This is a genomic window from Cupriavidus lacunae, from assembly GCF_003353055.1.
In the GTDB taxonomy this organism is placed as follows: domain Bacteria; phylum Pseudomonadota; class Gammaproteobacteria; order Burkholderiales; family Burkholderiaceae; genus Cupriavidus; species Cupriavidus lacunae.
Map to the genome: position 1 here is coordinate 19204 of NZ_QKWJ01000071.1, position 18906 is coordinate 38109.

The window sequence follows — 18906 nt, forward strand, 5'->3', positions numbered from 1 at the left end:
TGGCTCTGGTGGAGTAATGTTGAGAACTTTTGGCATGGCGTTTTCCAAAAAGGTACGCGGTGTCTGCACGTCCTCGGATGACAAGTGCCCTTTGAGGGGGAGTTCGCCTTGCCAGTACATTTGTACCTCGTCACGCCATATCAAGTACCCTAACAAGTTGCGGCAATACACGTCTGTCTCGAATTTGCCGTTTTTGTCTACTACCATGCCCGAGGCTGCCGGAACACCGGCCAGCGCCTCGCGTAGCAGCAAACCTTGGAGACAGACATGCCAACGAAGTGCATCGCTTTCTCAAACAATGACGTGATTCTGGTGGCCTGGTCGTTTGAGCACAAGCTCAAGGACTGCATAGGCTTTGACATCCGCCGCATTGTGGCTGCGGATGCAATGCTGGACAGCAATGCGCCGCAGGGCGAGTCACTACCTGCAATGGCGGGCTTTCCCAGTGACCCCAACGCAGGTCAGCATGGCCAAACCACTGCCGAAGGGCCTATCCAGAAGTTCTTTTGGAAGGACCTCGAGGCAACCGACCTCAAATCCACGGGCCCCTACATCTACCAGGTTATTCCCCTTGCCGGAACCTTCCGCAGGAATGAGCCGCCTGAACTGAAGCCCTACCCCGGCATCGACCCGCTATATTCCAATCCTGTCGAATTGACGGCGGACCACGGCCCGAAAGATGCGCCGGACACCTTGCAGGCCTATTTCAATCGAGGAATCCTGGCCACGCAGGCGTTGAATCATCAAGTTCCCAAGAGCAAGAAGACGGGTGCGCCCGACCAGGGTGCGTTGCTTAAGCGTATTCGAGACCCCAAGGATGCCTTGCGCAAGTCACTTGCAAGTGACCTCATCACGGCGTTGCCAACCTTGCTCATGGAGGCGAAGCAGAACGGTGGAAATTGCTACGGTGCCCTGTACGAGCTCGCCGACGAAGAACTCGCGAGCTATCTGATTGGCAACAAGAAGGCGCACCTGATTCTGTCGAACACTTTTGACAGCCACACCGGCGACCCTGACAAGGAAAACGCGCCCGCTCGCGAAACATTGCACCATTCCGGGGTCGATGTCCTCGACCGGATGCTTCCGGACGGAAATCACATCGGTCACAACAAGTTCATGTTGTACCTAGACTCGAAGAACGTTCCGACGGCCGTACTAACCGGCTCAACGAACTGGACGTCAACCGGACTTTGCGCCCAAACCAATAACAGCCTCATCATCCGTTCGAAGTCTGTTGCCGACGCCTACTCCACCTACTGGGACAGGCTCAAGCAAGACACGGACGAAGCCAATGGCGACGGACACGCGTTGCAGGGCCAGACATTCCGTACAGACAACCGGACACCCGCCAGCGTCGAAGTCCCCGGGGCCAAAAAAGCGGCCGTATGGTTCTCCCCCAACACTTCACAGAAGACGAAGCCGAAGACGGTCAAAGAACCGCCCGTTGACATGGCTGACGTCTGGAACTGTATCTTGGAGGCGAAGCAAGCTGTCCTGTTCCTAGCCTTTGACCCGGGCACGCCAAGCATCGTGGATGCCGCCGCCCAAGCGCTGGTGGCAAATAAGAAGCTGTTCGTTCGCGGCGCCCTAACGAATGCCGACCGTGCGCAGAACTTCGTCATCGACCTACACGATAACCAGACGGACCCTACCGACCCAGCGCAAGTCATCCCGGCAACTGGTGTCAATGATGCCTTCGGGGTCTGGGAAAAAGAACTGCTCAGCGCCGGCCATGCGGTCATCCACGACAAGATTGTGGTCATCGACCCCTTCGACCCGGAAAATTGCACGGTCATTGCGGGCAGCCACAACCTTGGATACAAGGCATCCTTCACCAACGATGAGAACTTCCTCATCATCAAGGGCAATCAAAGTCTTGCGCAGGCCTACGCTGTTCACGTGCTGGACGTTTACGACCACTACCGCTGGCGCTATTTGCTTGCTCAGTACGGAACCAAGGACAGCTGGAAAGGGCTTCACGAGGATGATACCTGGCAGGACCGGTACTTCCCGCAAGCCGGCAAACCGGGCAACGCGGAATTGGCATTCTGGCTAACGGCTAACCCTTTGGCGAAGTAAGGAACGCTTGAGTTCCAAGAAAGAAAGCCTTTTTGGAAGTGCTCCCTCGGTAAGTGAGCCTTAGCTCAGTCGAATCCCCAGGAAGCTCAGTGGGCTGCTCGGGGATTCGCTTTACATGCTTCTTGATTTGTATAAAAGGGCATTTGCAATCGATAGTTCGAAATTCGAACTCGATCTTGGTGATGCCTTTCCTGAGGATGAGTTGTCCGACCCTTGGGTCCGAATTCGCCCTACAAAGTTCTCATCAGCATTCAGTTTGTCCTTTCTGGATAGCGTCCCGGTTCGCATGTTCAAGTCGAAAAATGCCACTTTGGAACTGCCTGAATAGGGGTAAGTTAGTTTGATTCGTTGCGCGGTATGTTGCAGCCGGCAAATCCTAGGTCGATACCTTGCTCAAAGTGCCTGCAGGCGAATATCTCCCGTCCGTAGGGCTAGGCGTCGTGCACCGCATCGTGGTACGTGGAAATTGAGGCATCGCATTGCCTTGCGACCCGGCATCTCACTTACCCGCCGACTCCTTCTTCAGACGCCGGTTGAGCGCCTTCAGGTACCGTTTCTTGACCGTCTTGGACATAGGTGTGGATTCCCTCGGCCGAACGTTATCTGAGAACTCCGGCCGCGGCTTCATATGCGTATAGGGAATGTGTCCCGATGACGATGAAATGCTCGGCGATATTGAGCCGAGTCGTTGCGTGAAGGATAGCTACAAGGATGTCTGGCCCCCGGGCCGACGTGGACCGCGCGATTCAGGCGCCGATGTCAGTCAAGCTCGTCAGTAAGTGTCTTCAGAGAGCGTCAGGGCGGGCGGCACGAGCAGCTTGTCGTGCGGCACCAGCACGGCCGCCGGCACCACCACGCGCGCGGGTCGCGCTGTCGACGAGGCCCCCGCAGCGTGGGCACTGGCGTGTCGGCGCGTGGTGCGATGAATCCTTCCATCGCTTTCGCCACAACTGCGCCGTGGCAACAACCATTACAGATGGGCCAAACGCGAGCAGGCCTTTGCAAAGCTTCACTGCTTCCTCATGCACGCCTGTCTGGGCCGCGAACGAGACGGACCGCCATTTCAGGCGAGACAGCCTCTGCCCCAGACATCGAATGATGGCCGCAAAACACCTGTCTGGGCCATCTACCCGCGGGTAATGTTCCTACACCGGCGGGCACATGAGTGCGGCGTGATGGTGGGGAGCATGTCGTCATGATCGCGCCACTGCTTGTGCGCCCCTCTGCCGACCCGCAAAACCAGAGAGCGCTATGACGAAGACGTATCGCATCGGCCAGATCGTGCCGAGCTCCAACACCACCATGGAAACCGAGATCCCGGCGATGCTGGCCGCGCGCCAGCTGGTGCGCCCGGAACGCTTCACCTTCCACTCAAGCCGGATGCGGATGAAGAAGGTGGTCAAGGAAGAGCTGGCGGCCATGGACGCCGAATCCGACCGCTGCGCGGTGGAACTGAGCGACGCCCGCGTCGACGTGCTTGGCTACGCCTGCCTGGTGGCCATCATGGCGATGGGCCACGGCTACCACCGCGTGTCCGAGCAGCGCCTGCAGGCGCACACCGCCGAGAACGGCGGCGATGCGCCGGTGATCACCAGCGCCGGTGCGCTGGTCGATGCGCTTAAGGTGATGGGCGCGAAGCGCATCGCCGTGGTGGCGCCCTATATGAAGCCGCTGACCGAGCTGGTGGTCGACTACATCCGCAACGAGGGCTATGAGGTGGTCGACTACCGCGCGCTGGAGATCCCCGATAACCTCGAAGTCGGCCGCCACGACCCGGCACGCCTGCCGGAGATCGTCGCGCAGATGAATACGGCCGATGCCGATGTCATCGTGCTGTCGGCGTGCGTGCAGATGCCGTCGCTGCCGGCCGTGGCCAAGGTCGAGGCGATGACCGGCAAGCCGGTGGTCACCGCCGCGGTCGCCACCACCTACGCGCTGCTCAAGCGGCTCGGGCTGGAGCCGGTGGTGCCGGGCGCCGGCGCGCTGCTGTCGGGCGCTTACTGAAGGGGGCGGCCATGGCAGACAGCACCTTCCTCTACGGCGCCAACGTCCACGCCAACGGCATCCGCCAGCACTACCTGCGCTATGGCGGGCAGGGCGGCGCGCGTGCGCAGCGCGATGCCGTCATCATCGTGCCGGGCATTACCAGCCCGGCGGTGACCTGGGGCTTTGTCGGCGAGCAGTTCGGCCGGCAGTTCGATACCTATGTGCTCGACGTGCGCGGCCGCGGCCTGTCGCAGGCCGGCGCGGAGCTGGACTACAGCCTCGACGCGCAGGCTGCCGATGTGGTTGCGTTTGCGCAGGCACTGGGGCTGCAGCGCTATGCCGTCGTTGGCCATTCGATGGGCGCGCGCATCGGCATCCGCGCCGCGCGCGGCAAGCCCGCAGGCCTGACGCGCCTGGTGCTAGTCGATCCGCCGGTGTCGGGCCCGGGCCGCCGTCCGTATCCGTCGCTACTGCCGTGGTACATCGATTCGATCCGGCTGGCGCAGCAGGGCATCGACGTGGAAGGCATGCGCCGCTTCTGCCCGACCTGGACCGAGGACCAACTGCGCCTGCGCGCGCAATGGCTGCATACCTGCGACGAGCGCGCGATCCTGGCCAGCTTCAATGGCTTCCATGAGGACGATATCCACGCCGACCTGCCGCATGTCGCCGTGCCGACCCTGCTGATGACCGCGGGCCGTGGCGACGTGATCCGGGAGGAAGACGTGCAAGAGATGCGCAAGCTGCTGCCCGCATTGCTGCTTGCACATGTCGCCAACGCCGGCCACATGATCCCGTGGGACGACGAGGCCGGTTTCTACCGCGCCTTCGGCGACTTCCTGGGTGCGGCGCTGAACTGCTAATGGAGCGAACATGCCCGTAAGCGATTACCAAAACCACCAACCCGGCGGCAACCATGACGCGACGCGCCTGACCTCCGGCAACCTGGCAGGCAGCCGTTGGGGCCTGCGCGGCGTAGAAGACCTGGGAGGAGGTCTGAAGGGTGTCTTCACGCTGGAAAACGGCTTCACGGTGGACGACGGCAAGTCATCGTTCTCAGGCCGTCTGTTTGGTCGCCAGGCCTATGTTGGCCTGCAGAACAACTGGAACGCCCTGACGCTGGGTCGGCATCAGACCCCGCTCCATGATTTCGACGCTGACTTCGACCCGATGGCCATCAGCACCAACTACTCGATCCTCGGGCAGGACGCAGCTTTCGCCAGCCGTGCCGATAACTCGGTCAAGTACGTCGGCACCTTCAATGGCCTGTCCGCCAGGGCCTTGTACAGCTTTGGCGCGAACACTGGCGCCGGCGCCTTTGGTGAAGTCCCTGGCAGCCCCAGGATTGGGCGTGAGTACAGCGCCAGCCTGACCTACGCTGCTGGTCCGCTCGCCGTCGGCGCTGTCTACGACGCAACCAACCTCGGCCTGGCCGCGACCGGTGCCCTGACGGATGCCGAGATTCGCCGCGCCAGCCTGGCTGGTTCGTACGCAATCGGCCCCGTCAAGGCCTACGCTGGTTATCGTTGGGCCAAGGCGCTCGGTGGCGCCACGCTGCCGGGTAACCTCGGCGCTAACAACGTCTCGAATCTGTACTGGCTGGGTCTGCGCTATCTGCTGACTCCGGCATTGTCCCTGACAGGCGTTGCCTACTTCCAGGACTTCCGGGGCACCAAGGCGGATCCGTGGAGCTTCGTGGCATCGGCTGACTACGCTCTGTCCAAGCGTACCGATGCTTACTTGAATCTGGGTTACGCCAGGAACAAGGATGGTTCGAATTTGGGTCTGACCGCGGGTGGCCCCGGCGCCATCCAGGGCAGCGGCTTCGGCACTGTTGCTGGCTCGGAAAACCAGTTCGGTGCGGTGCTTGGCATCCGTCACAAGTTCTAGCTGTCCCTCCAGTCTTGGCTACCATTCGCACCGAACCGGCCCCCTCCCTCCCGTGCCACGCTTGCCCCGGCAAACATGAAACTCTGAAATTCTTGGTCAAAGACAGCTTCGATCGTCCGATCAAGGTCTTTAGTCTTAAACTGTTTTCTCGTGAATGACCTATCCTGAAGGGGGAATATTGTTCACGGACACATACACGGATTGATCGCGCGGTGCAAGAAAAATGCGGGAAAAACGACGAGCGATATAATGCAGCCCCCGTTGCTCATTCCCTTATTGGATTAGGGAGGTAAATGATGTGGCTCTATCGGGTCGATGAACCTCACCTTGGAGCGCTTCGAATACGGGAATGGCGTCGTCGTGTGCGCCATACGATTGGTTTGCTGGTCTTGCTGCTCGTCGGTGCCGTCGTGGGGCTGGCGCTGCTTGATCGATCGAACGCATCGCCCGGCGCCAAAATGTTTGCAGCATTGTGGGACGGCATGAACCTTGTCACCACGCTCGGCGATTTCTCCGAATTCGATGATCGCAAGAAGATGTTCATGCTGTTGGCCATGTTTGCGACCATGCTGGTCGGCGGCTACGCAGTTTCAAGGATTACAGGGATGCTGTCAGGCGACGACGTGATGGCGTATCGCGAGAACAGGGCGATGGAGCGCAAGCTGGAAAGGCTTGTCAACCATGTCGTCGTGGTTGGCTTCGATGCGCTTGGTGAATTGGTGGCGGAACGATTGCGCGAGGCAGGCGAGACAATACTGGTCTTGGTAGCGGATCGGTACGCGGCCGAGCGAGCATGCGCTCATGAGTATATGGCCTTACTTGGCTCACCTGGCGTGTTCGACGAAGTCCTCAGGCTCGCGCGGCTTGATTGCGCCAAAGCTCCTTGTCGTGGCTGTCCACGATGCTGACAATAAGCTGGCTGTCACATTGATGGCCCATACACTCAATCCTACGCTCGCTATCGCCGTGCCCGGTGAGAATAACTTACGGAAAAACCTGCTTGAGAGCGCCGGCGCGTCGGACGTTGTGATCGGGGACGAGCTTGTCGCGAATGCCTTGATGAGCAAGCTCTTTATCCGTATAGACGCGAGGAAATGAATTCGGCAAGATCTTCGCAAACGATTGCAGAAACAAATGATGGAACAGACTCAGCGCCGCAGCGTCGATGCGGGGATATGCAGCGCTGCTGCCCAGCCTTCCGTCGTTGCGTGCAGGCTGCTGACGTCGGGCTCCGGCAGCTTGCCCGCACATTCGTGTTCCAGGAAACGCTGCGTCTCGTCGAGGCTGAACCGCAGCATCGACGCTTCGATCTCCAGCAGCTCGTTCTGCGCCCTGAGGCGCGCGAGCGGCAGGGGCGGGTCGGAGCGCGTGCCGATGATCAGATGGAGATTCGACGGCGCATGCGCGAGCATGAACGCCACGGCGTCATGGATCGCCGGGAGGTTGATCAGGTGATAGTCGTCCAGGAACAAGTAGACCTCGTCCTCGATCTCGGCGAGCTCATTGATCAGGGTCGCAATGACGGTTTGCGCCGGAACGAGGGACGTTTCCGCCGTGAGACCGATGGCCGATGCGCCCACGCTGCTGCACGCCTGGCGCAGCGCCTTCGCCAGATGATGGAGGAAGCGGGCCGGCTCATCGTCGCCGCCATCCAGCGATAGCGGCCGAGCGGGTGCCACCAGAACGCAATCGCGCGTGAGCCACGCCGTTGCCAGCGAGGTCTTGCCGAACCCGGCGGGGGCCTTAATCACGGTGAGGCGCGTGGCCGTGACCATCAGATCGAGCAGGCGCGGTCGATCGATCAGCCCTGCCGGCAGGCGCGGCGGAATCAGCTTGGTGGCAAGCAGGAGGGGTAGCTTCTCGGTAGCCATCCGTTCTCCAGAATCAAGGCGCTGCCGCCCAGCTGAAGACCTGCTCGATCAGCTGATCGCTGGCCTCCGAGAATGCCTGCGCGCCCCCGGCTGCATCCGGCGTGCGTGTCGGCACCTGTGCCCGGAACATGGCACTGCGTACCTGCGCCGGGTTCGACTCGCTCAGCGTTGCAACCGCCGCCACCCGCGCCTCGCTCTCGGTGGCGCTGGCGTAGTGCTGGACGAACTCCACTACGCGCAGGCTGAGCGCGAGCGGACGCGGTTCGCCGGCCGCGCGTGCCGGCTGCGGCGACGATCGCGCCTGGGCGTAGGCGCGCATCATCAGGTCTTCGATCAGCACTGGCGGCCGGTCGATCCATTGGTTTTGCGCATAGACTTCGACTGCCTGGGCGGCCTTGTAGTCGAGCGAGTACAGGAAGCCGGTCTGGTTGATCCAGGGCGCAGCCGTGACCCGCAACTGCAGGCCGGGCGGAAGCTTACCGGCGGCGGTGGCGGCACGCTCCCCACCGGTAATGGACCACCGCGTCGGTTGCGTAGGTGCCGAGGCGCACGCCGCGAGCAGGCATACAAGCAACCCACCCGGTAGCAGGTTTGCGAATGCTCTCTGGAGAAGATGTGTCGGCACAATCAGCCTCCGAATCCAACTTCGCCCGGGCCGGGCCTGGCGGGATGCTTGCCGAAGATGATCCGTTGCGGATCGTCGCGCTGCTGAACCGCGACCTCATTGAGCGAGCTGGTCATTTCATCGACGCCTTGCAGCGTCTGCTCCAGCTGGGGAAGGATATTGCGGTCCACTCGCGCCGCGGAACGGTCAAAACTGCTTGCCATGCCCTTAAAGCCGGACAGCGTGCCCGTGGCTTCGCGCTGCAAGCCGGCGACTTCAGTCTTCAGGTCCGCGGTAAGGCCGCGCAGGTCGCCCGTCAGGCGGTCGACCCCGCCCAGGCTGGTGCGGGCGGACTTGAGCAAATCCGGAAGTTCGCCGGACGCGATGCTGACATTGTGCATGGTGTTCTGCAGGTCTTCGCGCATGGCCGGGTTGACGATCTCGATCAGCGCCTGCGTGAGCCGCCGCAAGTCGTCCACAGCTTCGGGCAAGGAGGCGCCGACGCGTTGCAACGACGATTGCTCCAGCGGAATGGCGGCGTTGTCCTGGTCAAGCGGGGAACCGCGCCCGCTGTCCAGCAGTTCGATGTCCGACAGGCCCGTGATGCCCTGGCTGACCAGCCTCGCCGTGGTCGCGGTGCTCAGGCGCAGCGGCTGCGACAGGCGCGCCGTGATCACGACCTGCTTCTGGTTCTTGGGATTGATCCGCAGATCGGCCACCTTGCCAACGGGAATGCCGCGGTAGAGCACAGGCGCTTCGCGGTTGAGGCCGCTCACGGACTCTTCGGAAATCAGCGTGAGGTCCTGGGCATAGACGTCGCGGGTGCGCCCCATCCAGACGGCAAGCGCGGCACCGGCTGCCACCAGCACGACGAAGAAGATGCCGGTGAAGAGCGCATAGGTCTTGCTTTCCATGATGCCTCCCGTGGATTGGCCTGGCGACAGTCAGGACGCGCCGGTCATGAAGTATTGGTGGATAAAGGGGTGATCGACCTTGCGGACTTCTTCCAGGGTGCCGTTGGCCACGACGTGCTGGTCGGCCAGCACCGCCATGACAAGCGAGGCAAGCACATACCCGCCCAGGAGGCGCAGAAAATCCCCGACATGGCTGAATGGATGGAGCAGGGCTTCACCGATTGCTGTCAGCGTATCGATGAGGATATGTCGCCTTGGCAAAGGCGGCGCATCGCCGACCGCGAGGATCTGTTCCAGCAGTGCGCGCTGCGCGTCGCTGCAGACAAGCTGCTGCGGCAGCACGCGATTCCAGCTCCGCACAAGCAGACGCAGGCCGACGGTGTCAAAGCGCTCCACGCCGCTGATGTCCCAGCGCGATGCGGCCAGGGCGTGAAGTGCCCTTTCGGTGGCGGCGATCTGGCCGTGCAGTGCGGAAAACGTCCACAACCCTTCGAGAATCGCTGTGCCGTTCGCGATACGGCAGTGCGGCTGTCCGGCCGGGGCACGTTCCATCGACACAGACGCAGCCATCGGACTACCTCCCTGCGGTCATCACGGTAGCGCACCGCGCCAGCCGCCTGCCGGTCGTCAGGTGAACCTGAAGCTCCTCTTAACATAGTCGAAAAAGCGCCGTGCGGCTGGCTTCGGGGACGCAGCCCGACTATTTTTGGCCAGACTTCCCCTGACTCAGTTCAGCCGGGAATTCAAGCGCCTTTTCGGCAGAAACCCCGCCGCAAAAGCCAGGTTCATGAATGCCGAGGCCGCATATCCGCGATCCGGTTCGATACCGGATCGCGGCAACCCGTGGTCAGGCAAAACGGTCGGTCAGTACCTGTGCGGTCAGTTCGCGGCTCTTCCAGAACATGTGATGGATGCGTTCTGCATACCTGTGCAGCGTTTCCGCATCAAGCTCACTGAACTCCAGCACCACGGACGGCCGCGTGCCATCACCAGGCACCTGCTCAATGGCGTCGCAGGGCGGGAGACCGTACTTGCCGAGAAACGCGCGAACTTCGTCATCCGAGGTGCCGGGTTCGATATTGGTCAAAAGCAGGCGTGACATGATTCCCTCTTGCATGGACATTAGGGGGCATTGGCCTGGCCAGCCTGAAATCTGGCGACTGCCAGGTCAAGGGTGAAGAACATCCGGTCGCGCGTCAGCGTTTCGCCTAACGGAGAGTGCTGGACCATCGCGAGCACATCGGGATTCATGCCGACCAGCCAGAGCAGGACCCCGTCTTCCTCGCGCAACCTCTTTTCCGCGTCGATCAGCATATGGAGCGCGGTGTACTCCAGGTCCGAAACGCCGGCCAGGTCCAGGGCCAGCACCTTTGGCGCGGCCTGGGCAACCATTGGCCTGAGCTTATGACCGATACGCCGCGCATTCGCAAAATAGACTCTCCCTTCCGGCCTCAGCATCAGCAAGCCGGGAATCGTTTCGTCTTCAGGATGCGCATCCGACCGTGGACGGAATACGTTGGTGTTCGGTTTGCGGACCAGCATATAGATGGGCGGGTCGGACGTCTGGTAGGCCAGGGCCAGCAGGGAAACGATGATGGCAATCACGATTCCCTGCAAGGTACCCAACGCGACAACGCCCGCCATGGCAATGACCGCCCAACTGAATTCTGTCCGTCGAACACTGAGGATCAGGCGAAATTCGGCGGGCTTGATCAGCGTGATGGAATAGACGATGACTACGGCTGCAAGGGTGGCTTCCGGCATCAGGCCCACCAATGGTGCGAGCACCAGCATCGTCCCCAGGGATGCCAGGGCGGTCACCAGGCCGGCCAGTTGGGATCGCGCGCCGGACATCTGATTGACGGCGGTCTGCGTGGTCCCGCCGCCGGCTGCCATGGCGCCAAGGAAAGCACCGCCCAGGTTCGCGAATCCCGTGGCCATCAATTCCCGATTTGCCGCCGGCGGCGGCTCGCCGCTTTGCACGAACGCCCGGCCGGCGGCGATACTTTCCGTAAAGCTCATCAGCGCAACGCCAAGCGCTCCGGGCCACAGCTGCTGCATCAGTTCCACGTCGGGGAGCGTCAACGGCGGCAGGCCGGTCGGCACCTTCCCGACACTGGCCACGCCATGGGCAGGGAGGTTCAGGAGTGCAACGCCGGCAATGCCGGCAGCCACGGCAATCAGGGGCGCGGGAGCCCGCGGCATCCAGTGCTCCATTGTCAACAGGATTCCGACCATCGCGATACCCACGGCCGCGGTCGCCAGTGACGCATGCGGTATGCCCTGCGCAATGGCCAGCAGGTTATGGAAGAACGAACCCTTTTGAATATGAATGCCAAGCAGCTTCGGGATCTGGTCCACCACGATGACAATGCCGATCCCCGCCTTGAAGCCGACCAGCACGGGCTCGGAGATGAAGTCGGCGACGAAGCCGAGGCGCAGCAGTCGTGCCGCGAGGAGCATGACGCCTACCAGGAACGTCAGCGTGGCCGACGCCGCGATCAGCGTCGATGAATCGGGGTGCGGGCCCAGGCTGGAGAATGCCGCGGCGACCAGGATCGCGAGCGTCGTCGTTGTACTCACGCTGAGCGTACGCGAACTGCCGAGCATGGCGTAGATCAGCATTGGGGCAAAGACGGTATACAGGCCTGCCTGGACTGGCAGGCCGGCAATGGTTGCATAGGCAAGCGCCTTGGGGATGACCACCGCGGCAGCCGTCAGCCCGGCCACCACATCCGGTGCCGCCCATTCCTTGCGGTAGTCATGCAGCCAGCGGGGCATCGGCGGGCTGACAGAGCCCGTTGCCATGCGGCACGCACCAGCGAACAAGCGACGGCGGCCAGCCTGGGGTTGCCATCCGTGTTGCATGGTCACGTCTCCTGGACTTGTGCTTCGAAAGGGGGCCTAGAACTTCTCGGGTACGTACTTGTATGGGTAGTCCGGCTCCACATAGCCTTCCGGCTTTTGCCGCTTGGGCAGGACAGGCTCCTTGCGCGGCATGCTCTCGTAAGGAATCCTGTTCAGCAGGTCACTGATGACATTCAGGCGCGCGCGCTGCTTGTCGTCGGAATTGACCACGTGCCACGGTGCCATGGCCGTGTCGGTGGCGCGGAACATCGCGTCGCGGGCGCGGGAGTAGTCATACCAGCGGCTGTAGGACTTCAGGTCCATGTCGGACAACTTCCATAGCTTGCGACCATCGTGGATGCGCGCCTCAAGCCTGCGTGTCTGTTCCTCCTGGCTGACTTCAAGCCAATACTTGAACAGCAGAACGCCGGAGTGAATGATGGCCTGCTCGACCAATGGCACGGCGCGCAGAAAGCTCTCTACCTGCTCCTCGGTACAGAATCCCATGACGCGCTCGACGCCCGCGCGGTTGTACCAGCTGCGATCGAAGATCGTCACTTCCCCGGCTGCCGGTAAGTGGGGCAGGTAGCGTTGTACGTACATCTGCGTCTTCTCGCGGTCGGTTGGCGCCGGCAGGGCCACGACGCGGAACACGCGCGGGCTCACACGCTCCGTGAGCGCCTTGATGGTGCCCCCTTTGCCAGCGCCGTCCCGTCCCTCGAAGACGATGCAGATCTTGGCGCCGCTCTGGACCACCCACTCCTGCAGCTTGACCAGCTCCACATGCAGAGGCAGCAGCGCCTTCCTGTATTCCTTGAAGGACATGGACTTCCTATGCTCGCCCGAGTCAGATGGGGCGAGCCTGGCCTTTTCTTTTCCCTTGGGCATGTTTGCCTCCCTGAGGTGTGCCTGCCTTCCTGTGTGAAGTGGCGCTTACAGTTTGGTCGCCAGGGTGCAGAGAGTCAAATTGCTGTCACGTTGAGACTCGGAGGCGCGGGCTATCGCAGGTTTATTCTCGCAAGGTCCACGATTTCATCGCCTCGCCCGCTCAGGATGGCGCGCAGCATATACAGGCTGAATCCCTTTGCCTGCGCCAGCTCGATCTTTGGCGGCATGGCCAGTTCGTGCCTGGCTGTGACCACGTCGACGAGCGCCGGCCCGTCGTGTGAAAAGGCATCGCCCAGCGACTTGGCCACGTCTTCGGACTCCTCGACCCGGATGCCGAGCAAGCCCGCCCCCTCGGCGATCGCGGCGAAGTCTGTCGGAGCCAGGTCGACGTTGGTATCGAGGTAGCCCGCTGCCTTGAGCGCCATCGACACGAAGCCAAGGAGGCTGTTGTTGAAGACGACCACCTTGATCGGCAGATTCAGCTGTCGCGCGGTCAGCAGGTCGCCCAGCAGCATCGACAGGCCGCCATCGCCGGACAGTGAAATAACCTGACGGCCAGGGTTGGCCCCTTGCGCGCCAAGTGCCTGTGGCATTGCATTGGCCATGGAGCCATGGTTGAACGAGCCATGGAGCTGGCGCCTGCCGTTCATGGTCAGGTAGCGGGCGGCCCAGACCGTTGGCGTGCCGACATCCGCGGTTAAGATTGCGTCTTCCGTAGCCGCTTCGTCGATCATCCGCGCCAGGTACTGGGGGTGGATCGGCCTGCCGGGACCGGAGGGCGTGGCCAGGTCGTCCAGTCCCTGCCGTGCCGAAGCATAGTGGGCGCAGGCATGCTCGAGGGACTGGCGGTTGGCCTTGCGCCCCAGGCGCGGCAGCAGAGCCTGGATGGTTTCCCAGACCGCGCCGACCAGTCCCAGCGTCAGCGGAGCGCGGCGGCCGAGCTGCGCGCCCTTCCAGTCGATCTGCAGGATCTTTGCCTTGTCCGGATAGAACGGCCGGTACGGGAAATCCGTGCCGAGCATGAGCAGGGCGTCGCAGGATTCCATGGCGTGGTAGCCGGAGCTGAAGCCGATCAGGCCGGTCATGCCGACATCGAAGGGGTTGTCCCACTCGACAAAGGGCTTGCCGCGCAGCGCGTGCACGATCGGCGCGCCGAGCGTGTCGGCCAGCGCGATGACCTCGTCGTGTGCGTCGGCGGTTCCGCTTCCGCAGAGCATCATGACCGCCTCGGAGCCGTTGAGCAGATCGGCGAGCCGGTCAAGGTCGGCCTGCGCCGGGATAATGGCGGGGTGCGCCGACTCGGTCCAGGCGGGCAATGCTTCCGGCCCCTCGCTCAACGCGACGTCACCCGGCAAGACGATAACCGCCACGCCGCGCTGTTCGATCGCGGTGCGCATCGCGCGCTCCAGCAGCCGGGGGAACTGCTGCGCGTTCGAGACCAGCTCGGCAAAGTGGCTGCATTCCCTGAACAGCTCCTGGGGGTGGGTCTCCTGGAAGTAGCCAAGCCCGATCTCGGTCGAAGGGATATGGGCGGCGATGACCAGCACGGGCTGGTGGTTACGATGACAATCGAACAATCCGTTGATCAGTTGCAGATTGCCGGGGCCGCAACTGCCCGCGCACACGGGGGCCGAGGCGGGGAAGTTAATGTAGACGGCCGGGTATCTGGCAAGTCACGCGAGTCCCTCGTCGTTCAGTGGCTGATGCACCCCTGGACGCGCGACGACACTCGATAGATACGATTGCACCAGGGGGCAGGGCTCAAGCAATAGTTCGACGCCAATTCATGCGCGATTCCGGCACGACCCGCGACGTCGGCAAAGGCGTGAGGGTGGCAGCGCCGAAGGACCGAGTCGGCCGATGAAGAGCCAATTGCCAACCTCAGCTCGGATGACCGCTCACAGCCCCTCACGGGGCCTTCGACAGGCGGAGGCCGGATTGGCGATGACATCATCCTTTGATGTTGCTGCATCGAAGTAGGGGCGAGTGAAATCCCTGCAGTGAAAGGTACAGCCCGCCGCCATTGCTTGGAAGTGAATGTGTGAGTGAGAGCGGCGACCAAGAGGGCGGCAATTTCTGGTCGCCCTGTTGGTGCTCCGACCTTGGTATCCCCCTCAAGCCTCGGTCCCCCATCGGCGGGCTGTATTGCGAAGGTTACGCAATTGCAACAGTCCACGGTATGAGTCGTATGGAGGAGGCCCTTGTCGGTTCGTGAGGTTGTATTTGTCGCGAAACAGTGCGTCGTCAATCCCCCGCAGCCTTAACTTTGTTGCCATAGTCAAAACGTATTACCCCAAAGGGGGGGCGGCGCGCTGAGATCGATCAATTTGGCTAGCTGGAAATGAAGGCGCTGGCCTGGGCAAAATTCGCGAGTCAGACGTGGCGGAGTGAATCCTCAGGCCATGCCGGAAACTGTTGAGGCCTGGAGAAACTCCCCAATTCCAGCGTCCAACCACTATCGGCGGAATCCCCTTGTGTCGCCATGGCTTCAGTCCCCCATGACGGGGCGCACACTCGATGCCTGCCGGTACGTACCGCGCAATCTCTGGCTACACCTGGGCGAGCAACAGGGCATTGAACCGCCCGATCTCGGCACGCTGTACGCGCTTTATGATGTCACATCGACACGCTGGTCGAGCACCAGGCCTGCGCGTATCGGGCGCTCAGCTTCGGCGCGATGACGGAGCATCAGCGCCACTATGTGGTGACCTGGCTCAAGGCCGATCTCGGTCAGACAGGATCGCAATGGCTTGCTGCAGGATCTCAAACGGTGGCTGTACGAACATCGCGTCCCGCTGCAGCGCGATCGCACGCTGCGGCAACTGGTCGCGTTCTCGAAACCACGCTGACCGGCGAGCTGACGCAAGCCTTCGCTCACAACGTCATGGCACAGCTTGTCGGATCCGCTCGAAAAAACCTGGATTGTCGGCGACGGCTCACCTGTGATACAAGATAGCCGCACGTCTGGCGCAGGCCGGTGGCGTCATCTACAACTAGTCTTCCTTGGAACATTCAGAACATGGCAACAGGTACCGTCAAGTGGTTTAACGATGCGAAGGGTTTTGGGTTCATCACGCCGGACGACGGCGGCGATGACCTGTTCGCGCACTTCTCCGAGGTTCAGGGAAACGGCTTCAAATCACTTCAGGAGGGCCAGAAGGTCAGTTTTGAAGTCAAGCAAGGTCCCAAGGGGAAACAGGCAGCGAGCATCAAAGCGCTGTAAGTTCTCCGCGCCGCAAACGCGTCCTGTCAGGGCAGCGATCGGGCCAATGCGTGATCGCTGTGGGACTGGAGTAGGGCGTCGAAAGGAGGGCGTACTCCTCGCCTTTGTTCAGCGCTCGAGAAAGGGCCTCAACTTGTCAGCGCGACTGGGGTGCATCAGCTTGCGCATCGCCTTGCTCTCAATCTGACGGATCCGCTCGCGGGTCACGTCGAACTGCTTGCCGACCTCTTCAAGCGTGTGGTCAGAGGTCGTATCGAGCCCGAATCGCATCCGCAGGACCTTGGCCTCGCGCGGCGACAACTCGTCGAGCGCCTCATCGATCGCGGCGCGCATGTTCGCGTGAATCGCAGCCTCAGTCGGTGAACTCGCAGAGACATCCTCAATCATGTCGCCAAGCGTCGCGTCGGCATCGTCGCCCACAGGGGTCTCGAGCGAGACCGGTTGCCTCGCGATCCTGAGGATACTGCGCACTTTTTCCTCGGACATCTCCATGCGCTCCGCGAGCACGGCGGGATGCGCTTCCTGTCCCGTCTGTTGCAGGAATTCGCGCGAAATCCGGTTCAGCTTGTTGACCATCTCGATCATATGCACCGGCACACGAATGGTGCGCGCCTGATCAGCAAGCGCACGCGTGACAGCCTGGCGGACCCACCAAGTGGCGTACGTCGAAAACTTCCAGCCGCGCCGGTATTCGAACTTGTCCACCGCCTTCATCAGGCCAATATTGCCTTCCTGGATCAGATCCAGGAACTGCATGCCGCGGTTCACGTATTTCTTGGCAATTGAAATGACAAGACGAAGATTCGCTTCGATCATCTCCCGCTTGGCCTGCCGCATTTTCAACTCCGCGGCACTCATCTGGCGGTTGATCTGCTTGAGCTGCTGGAGTGGCAGCGAGACCCAGGCCTCGATGTCGATGAGTTTCTGCTGCCCGGCCTGAATGGCCGGCAGATGTCGCTCAAGCGCCGCGCCAAATTGCCGCGAAGTCGCCGCCATGCGGCTGGTCCATGCAAGGTCGGTCTCGTGGCCCGGGAACGACTCGACAAACGCCTCGCGTGGCATGCCGCAACGGTCGACGGCGATCTCCAGGATGCTGCGTTCGATCGCACGAACCTCAGTAACCTGTGCGTGCACACTGGCGCACAGGCGGTCGATGGTTCTGGCCGTAAAGCGGATCGGCGCCAGTTCGCGCTGGATTGCCGAGCGCAATTGCGCAACGGCCGCGGAACGGGTTTTGCCAGTAACGGGTACATCCGGCAACTGCTCGAACAATGCACGCACGCGCGCGAAAACCGCAAGACTGTCGCTCGTGAGTTGTTCGAGGCGGGCCGCGTTCGTTTTCTCCGGATCCCCGGCGTCCGTTTCAACGTCGTCACCGTCTGGGTCATCATCGGAGGCGTCTGCTTCCACTTCAACTTCTTCGGACTCCAGCGCCATTTCGCTTTCATTCACGTCGTCGCTGATGCCATCGACCAATTCGTCGATACGCAGTTCGCCAGCAGCGATGCGGTCCGCGTCGACAAGAATCGTGGACACGATCGACGGACACGTGGCGATCGCCTGAATCATGTCCTGCAGGCCGTCTTCGATGCGTTTTGCGATCTCGATTTCGCCCGCGCGGGTCAGCAGATCGCGGGTACCCATTTCACGCATGTACATCCGGACCGGATCAGTAGTGCGGCCGAATTCGGAATCGACGGTCGACAGTGCAGCTTCTGCCTCCTCGTCCGCCTGATCGTTGGATGCCACGGCGGCCGCAGCGTCGTTTAGCAGGAGCGCCTCTGCGTCCGGCGCCTGCTCGTACACGGCCACCCCCATGTCGCCGAACGTGCTGACGATTGTCTCCATCGCAGCAGTTTGCGTAAAGTTGTCGGGCAGGTGATCGTTGATGTCCGCGTGGGTGAGATAGCCGCGCTCACGGCCAAGCGCGATCAGCGCGCGCATCTGGCGGTGACGCTCCTCGTCCTGGCGCGCCATTGACGCGATGTCCAGCGGTGTTGCGACGGCGTGGGTCTTTTCCTTTGGCGCGCGGCGGCCGGCTTTTGACGTAACCGCGATCACGCGGGGTACTGAATTGTCGCGAACTGGATTTGCCAATACATTCTCCTCGACAGGTTGGCCGACGATCGTCGCGGGCATAACGGCAGGTCAATTTTCCTGTCGGGGTGCGCACGAAATCGTGGAATGATGCACGGACAGTCGAGGCCGGGATGCCTCTCGCGGAATCCGGTGTGCGCAGAACGGGGAACCTTAAATCATACCGGACATCGTTGTGCGGCGCAATATGCGGTGGGTAGAGATGTAACGGGGAAGTGGCGAAAGATCATAGGCGTAACACGCAGCCGCCCGCACCAGCCGCTGCCACGGCAATGTGACACCGAACAATGCACCAAGGATCCAGCCATAGGCGCCTTAGGCCAGGAGCCACATCCATAGGTGGTGAGGCCACCTAAAGTGGGCAGAATGGTCGAGGTAGTAGCCCGCTAGGAGATTGTCGGATTTTCGGGGATCTCCAGTCGTCCGGCGGGACGGGTTGAGCGTTGATAAATTCACTGTTCGCTGAGTGAGCCCATAGATGAGTCGTTTCGTGCCCGTTGATCGTCA

At 61.7% G+C, this 18906-nt stretch carries 14 protein-coding genes and 1 pseudogene; 6 read left to right on the forward strand and 9 right to left on the reverse strand.

The window, feature by feature from the left end; translation table 11 throughout:
- The first annotated feature begins 267 nt into the window (after positions 1-267).
- The 5 genes from DN412_RS33155 (at position 268) to DN412_RS33180 (ending at position 6863) form a co-directional block, all read left to right on the forward strand.
- The gene (locus tag DN412_RS33155) at positions 268-2079 is read left to right on the forward strand and encodes a phospholipase D-like domain-containing protein (RefSeq protein ID WP_115215451.1); all 1812 of its coding nucleotides are present in this window, start codon (positions 268-270) and stop codon (positions 2077-2079) included.
- Between the two features lie 1251 nt (positions 2080-3330).
- The gene (locus DN412_RS33165; RefSeq protein ID WP_115215452.1) at positions 3331-4083 is read left to right on the forward strand and encodes a maleate cis-trans isomerase family protein; all 753 of its coding nucleotides are present in this window, start codon (positions 3331-3333) and stop codon (positions 4081-4083) included.
- Positions 4084-4094: 11 nt separating this feature from the next.
- Positions 4095-4928, forward strand: coding sequence for an alpha/beta fold hydrolase (locus DN412_RS33170; protein WP_115215453.1), 834 nt, complete (start codon positions 4095-4097; stop codon positions 4926-4928).
- Positions 4929-4938: 10 nt separating this feature from the next.
- A complete protein-coding gene (locus DN412_RS33175; RefSeq protein WP_115215454.1) occupies positions 4939-5955 on the forward strand; it encodes a porin in 1017 nt (338 codons plus the stop codon).
- 293 nt (positions 5956-6248) lie between these two features.
- Positions 6249-6863 carry a potassium channel family protein gene (locus DN412_RS33180; protein ID WP_244222883.1) on the forward strand — a complete coding sequence of 205 codons (615 nt, stop codon included), beginning with the start codon at positions 6249-6251 and terminating at the stop codon, positions 6861-6863.
- 240 nt (positions 6864-7103) lie between these two features.
- Here the strand turns inward: DN412_RS33180 and DN412_RS33185 are convergent, their stop codons facing one another.
- The 8 genes and pseudogenes from DN412_RS33185 to poxB all read right to left on the reverse strand — a co-directional run.
- Positions 7104-7826: a MalT transcriptional regulator family protein gene (locus tag DN412_RS33185; RefSeq protein ID WP_115215455.1), complete on the reverse strand. Its 723-nt coding sequence runs from the start codon at positions 7824-7826 to the stop codon at positions 7104-7106.
- Between the two features lie 13 nt (positions 7827-7839).
- The gene (locus tag DN412_RS33190) at positions 7840-8283 is read right to left on the reverse strand and encodes an ABC-type transport auxiliary lipoprotein family protein (RefSeq protein WP_161564084.1); all 444 of its coding nucleotides are present in this window, start codon (positions 8281-8283) and stop codon (positions 7840-7842) included.
- 170 nt (positions 8284-8453) lie between these two features.
- Entirely contained in the window at positions 8454-9344 is an 891-nt protein-coding gene (locus DN412_RS33195) for an MlaD family protein (RefSeq protein WP_115215457.1), read from the reverse strand.
- Positions 9345-9374: 30 nt separating this feature from the next.
- Positions 9375-9896, reverse strand: coding sequence for an ATP-binding cassette domain-containing protein (locus tag DN412_RS33200; RefSeq protein WP_115215458.1), 522 nt, complete (start codon positions 9894-9896; stop codon positions 9375-9377).
- 295 nt (positions 9897-10191) lie between these two features.
- Entirely contained in the window at positions 10192-10446 is a 255-nt protein-coding gene (locus DN412_RS33205) for an RNA-binding protein (RefSeq protein WP_115215459.1), read from the reverse strand.
- Between the two features lie 20 nt (positions 10447-10466).
- Positions 10467-12125, reverse strand: a complete 1659-nt coding sequence (locus DN412_RS33210) for a SulP family inorganic anion transporter (RefSeq protein WP_244222884.1) — start codon at positions 12123-12125, stop codon at positions 10467-10469.
- Positions 12126-12248: 123 nt separating this feature from the next.
- Positions 12249-13016: a polyphosphate kinase 2 gene (ppk2, locus tag DN412_RS33215; RefSeq protein WP_425267465.1), complete on the reverse strand. Its 768-nt coding sequence runs from the start codon at positions 13014-13016 to the stop codon at positions 12249-12251.
- A 173-nt stretch (positions 13017-13189) separates the two neighbouring features.
- Positions 13190-14704, reverse strand: a pseudogene (poxB, locus tag DN412_RS33220) (ubiquinone-dependent pyruvate dehydrogenase); the annotation flags it as partial.
- A 1394-nt stretch (positions 14705-16098) separates the two neighbouring features.
- On the opposite strand from poxB, the gene DN412_RS33225 reads away from it, so the two are divergent.
- Positions 16099-16302, forward strand: a complete 204-nt coding sequence (locus DN412_RS33225) for a cold-shock protein (protein WP_115215461.1) — start codon at positions 16099-16101, stop codon at positions 16300-16302.
- Positions 16303-16410: 108 nt separating this feature from the next.
- Here DN412_RS33225 and rpoD read toward each other — a convergent pair whose 3' ends face one another.
- Complete coding sequence (rpoD, locus tag DN412_RS33230; RefSeq protein ID WP_115215462.1) at positions 16411-18441, reverse strand: RNA polymerase sigma factor RpoD; 2031 nt, start codon at positions 18439-18441, stop codon at positions 16411-16413.
- Positions 18442-18906 lie beyond the last annotated feature (465 nt).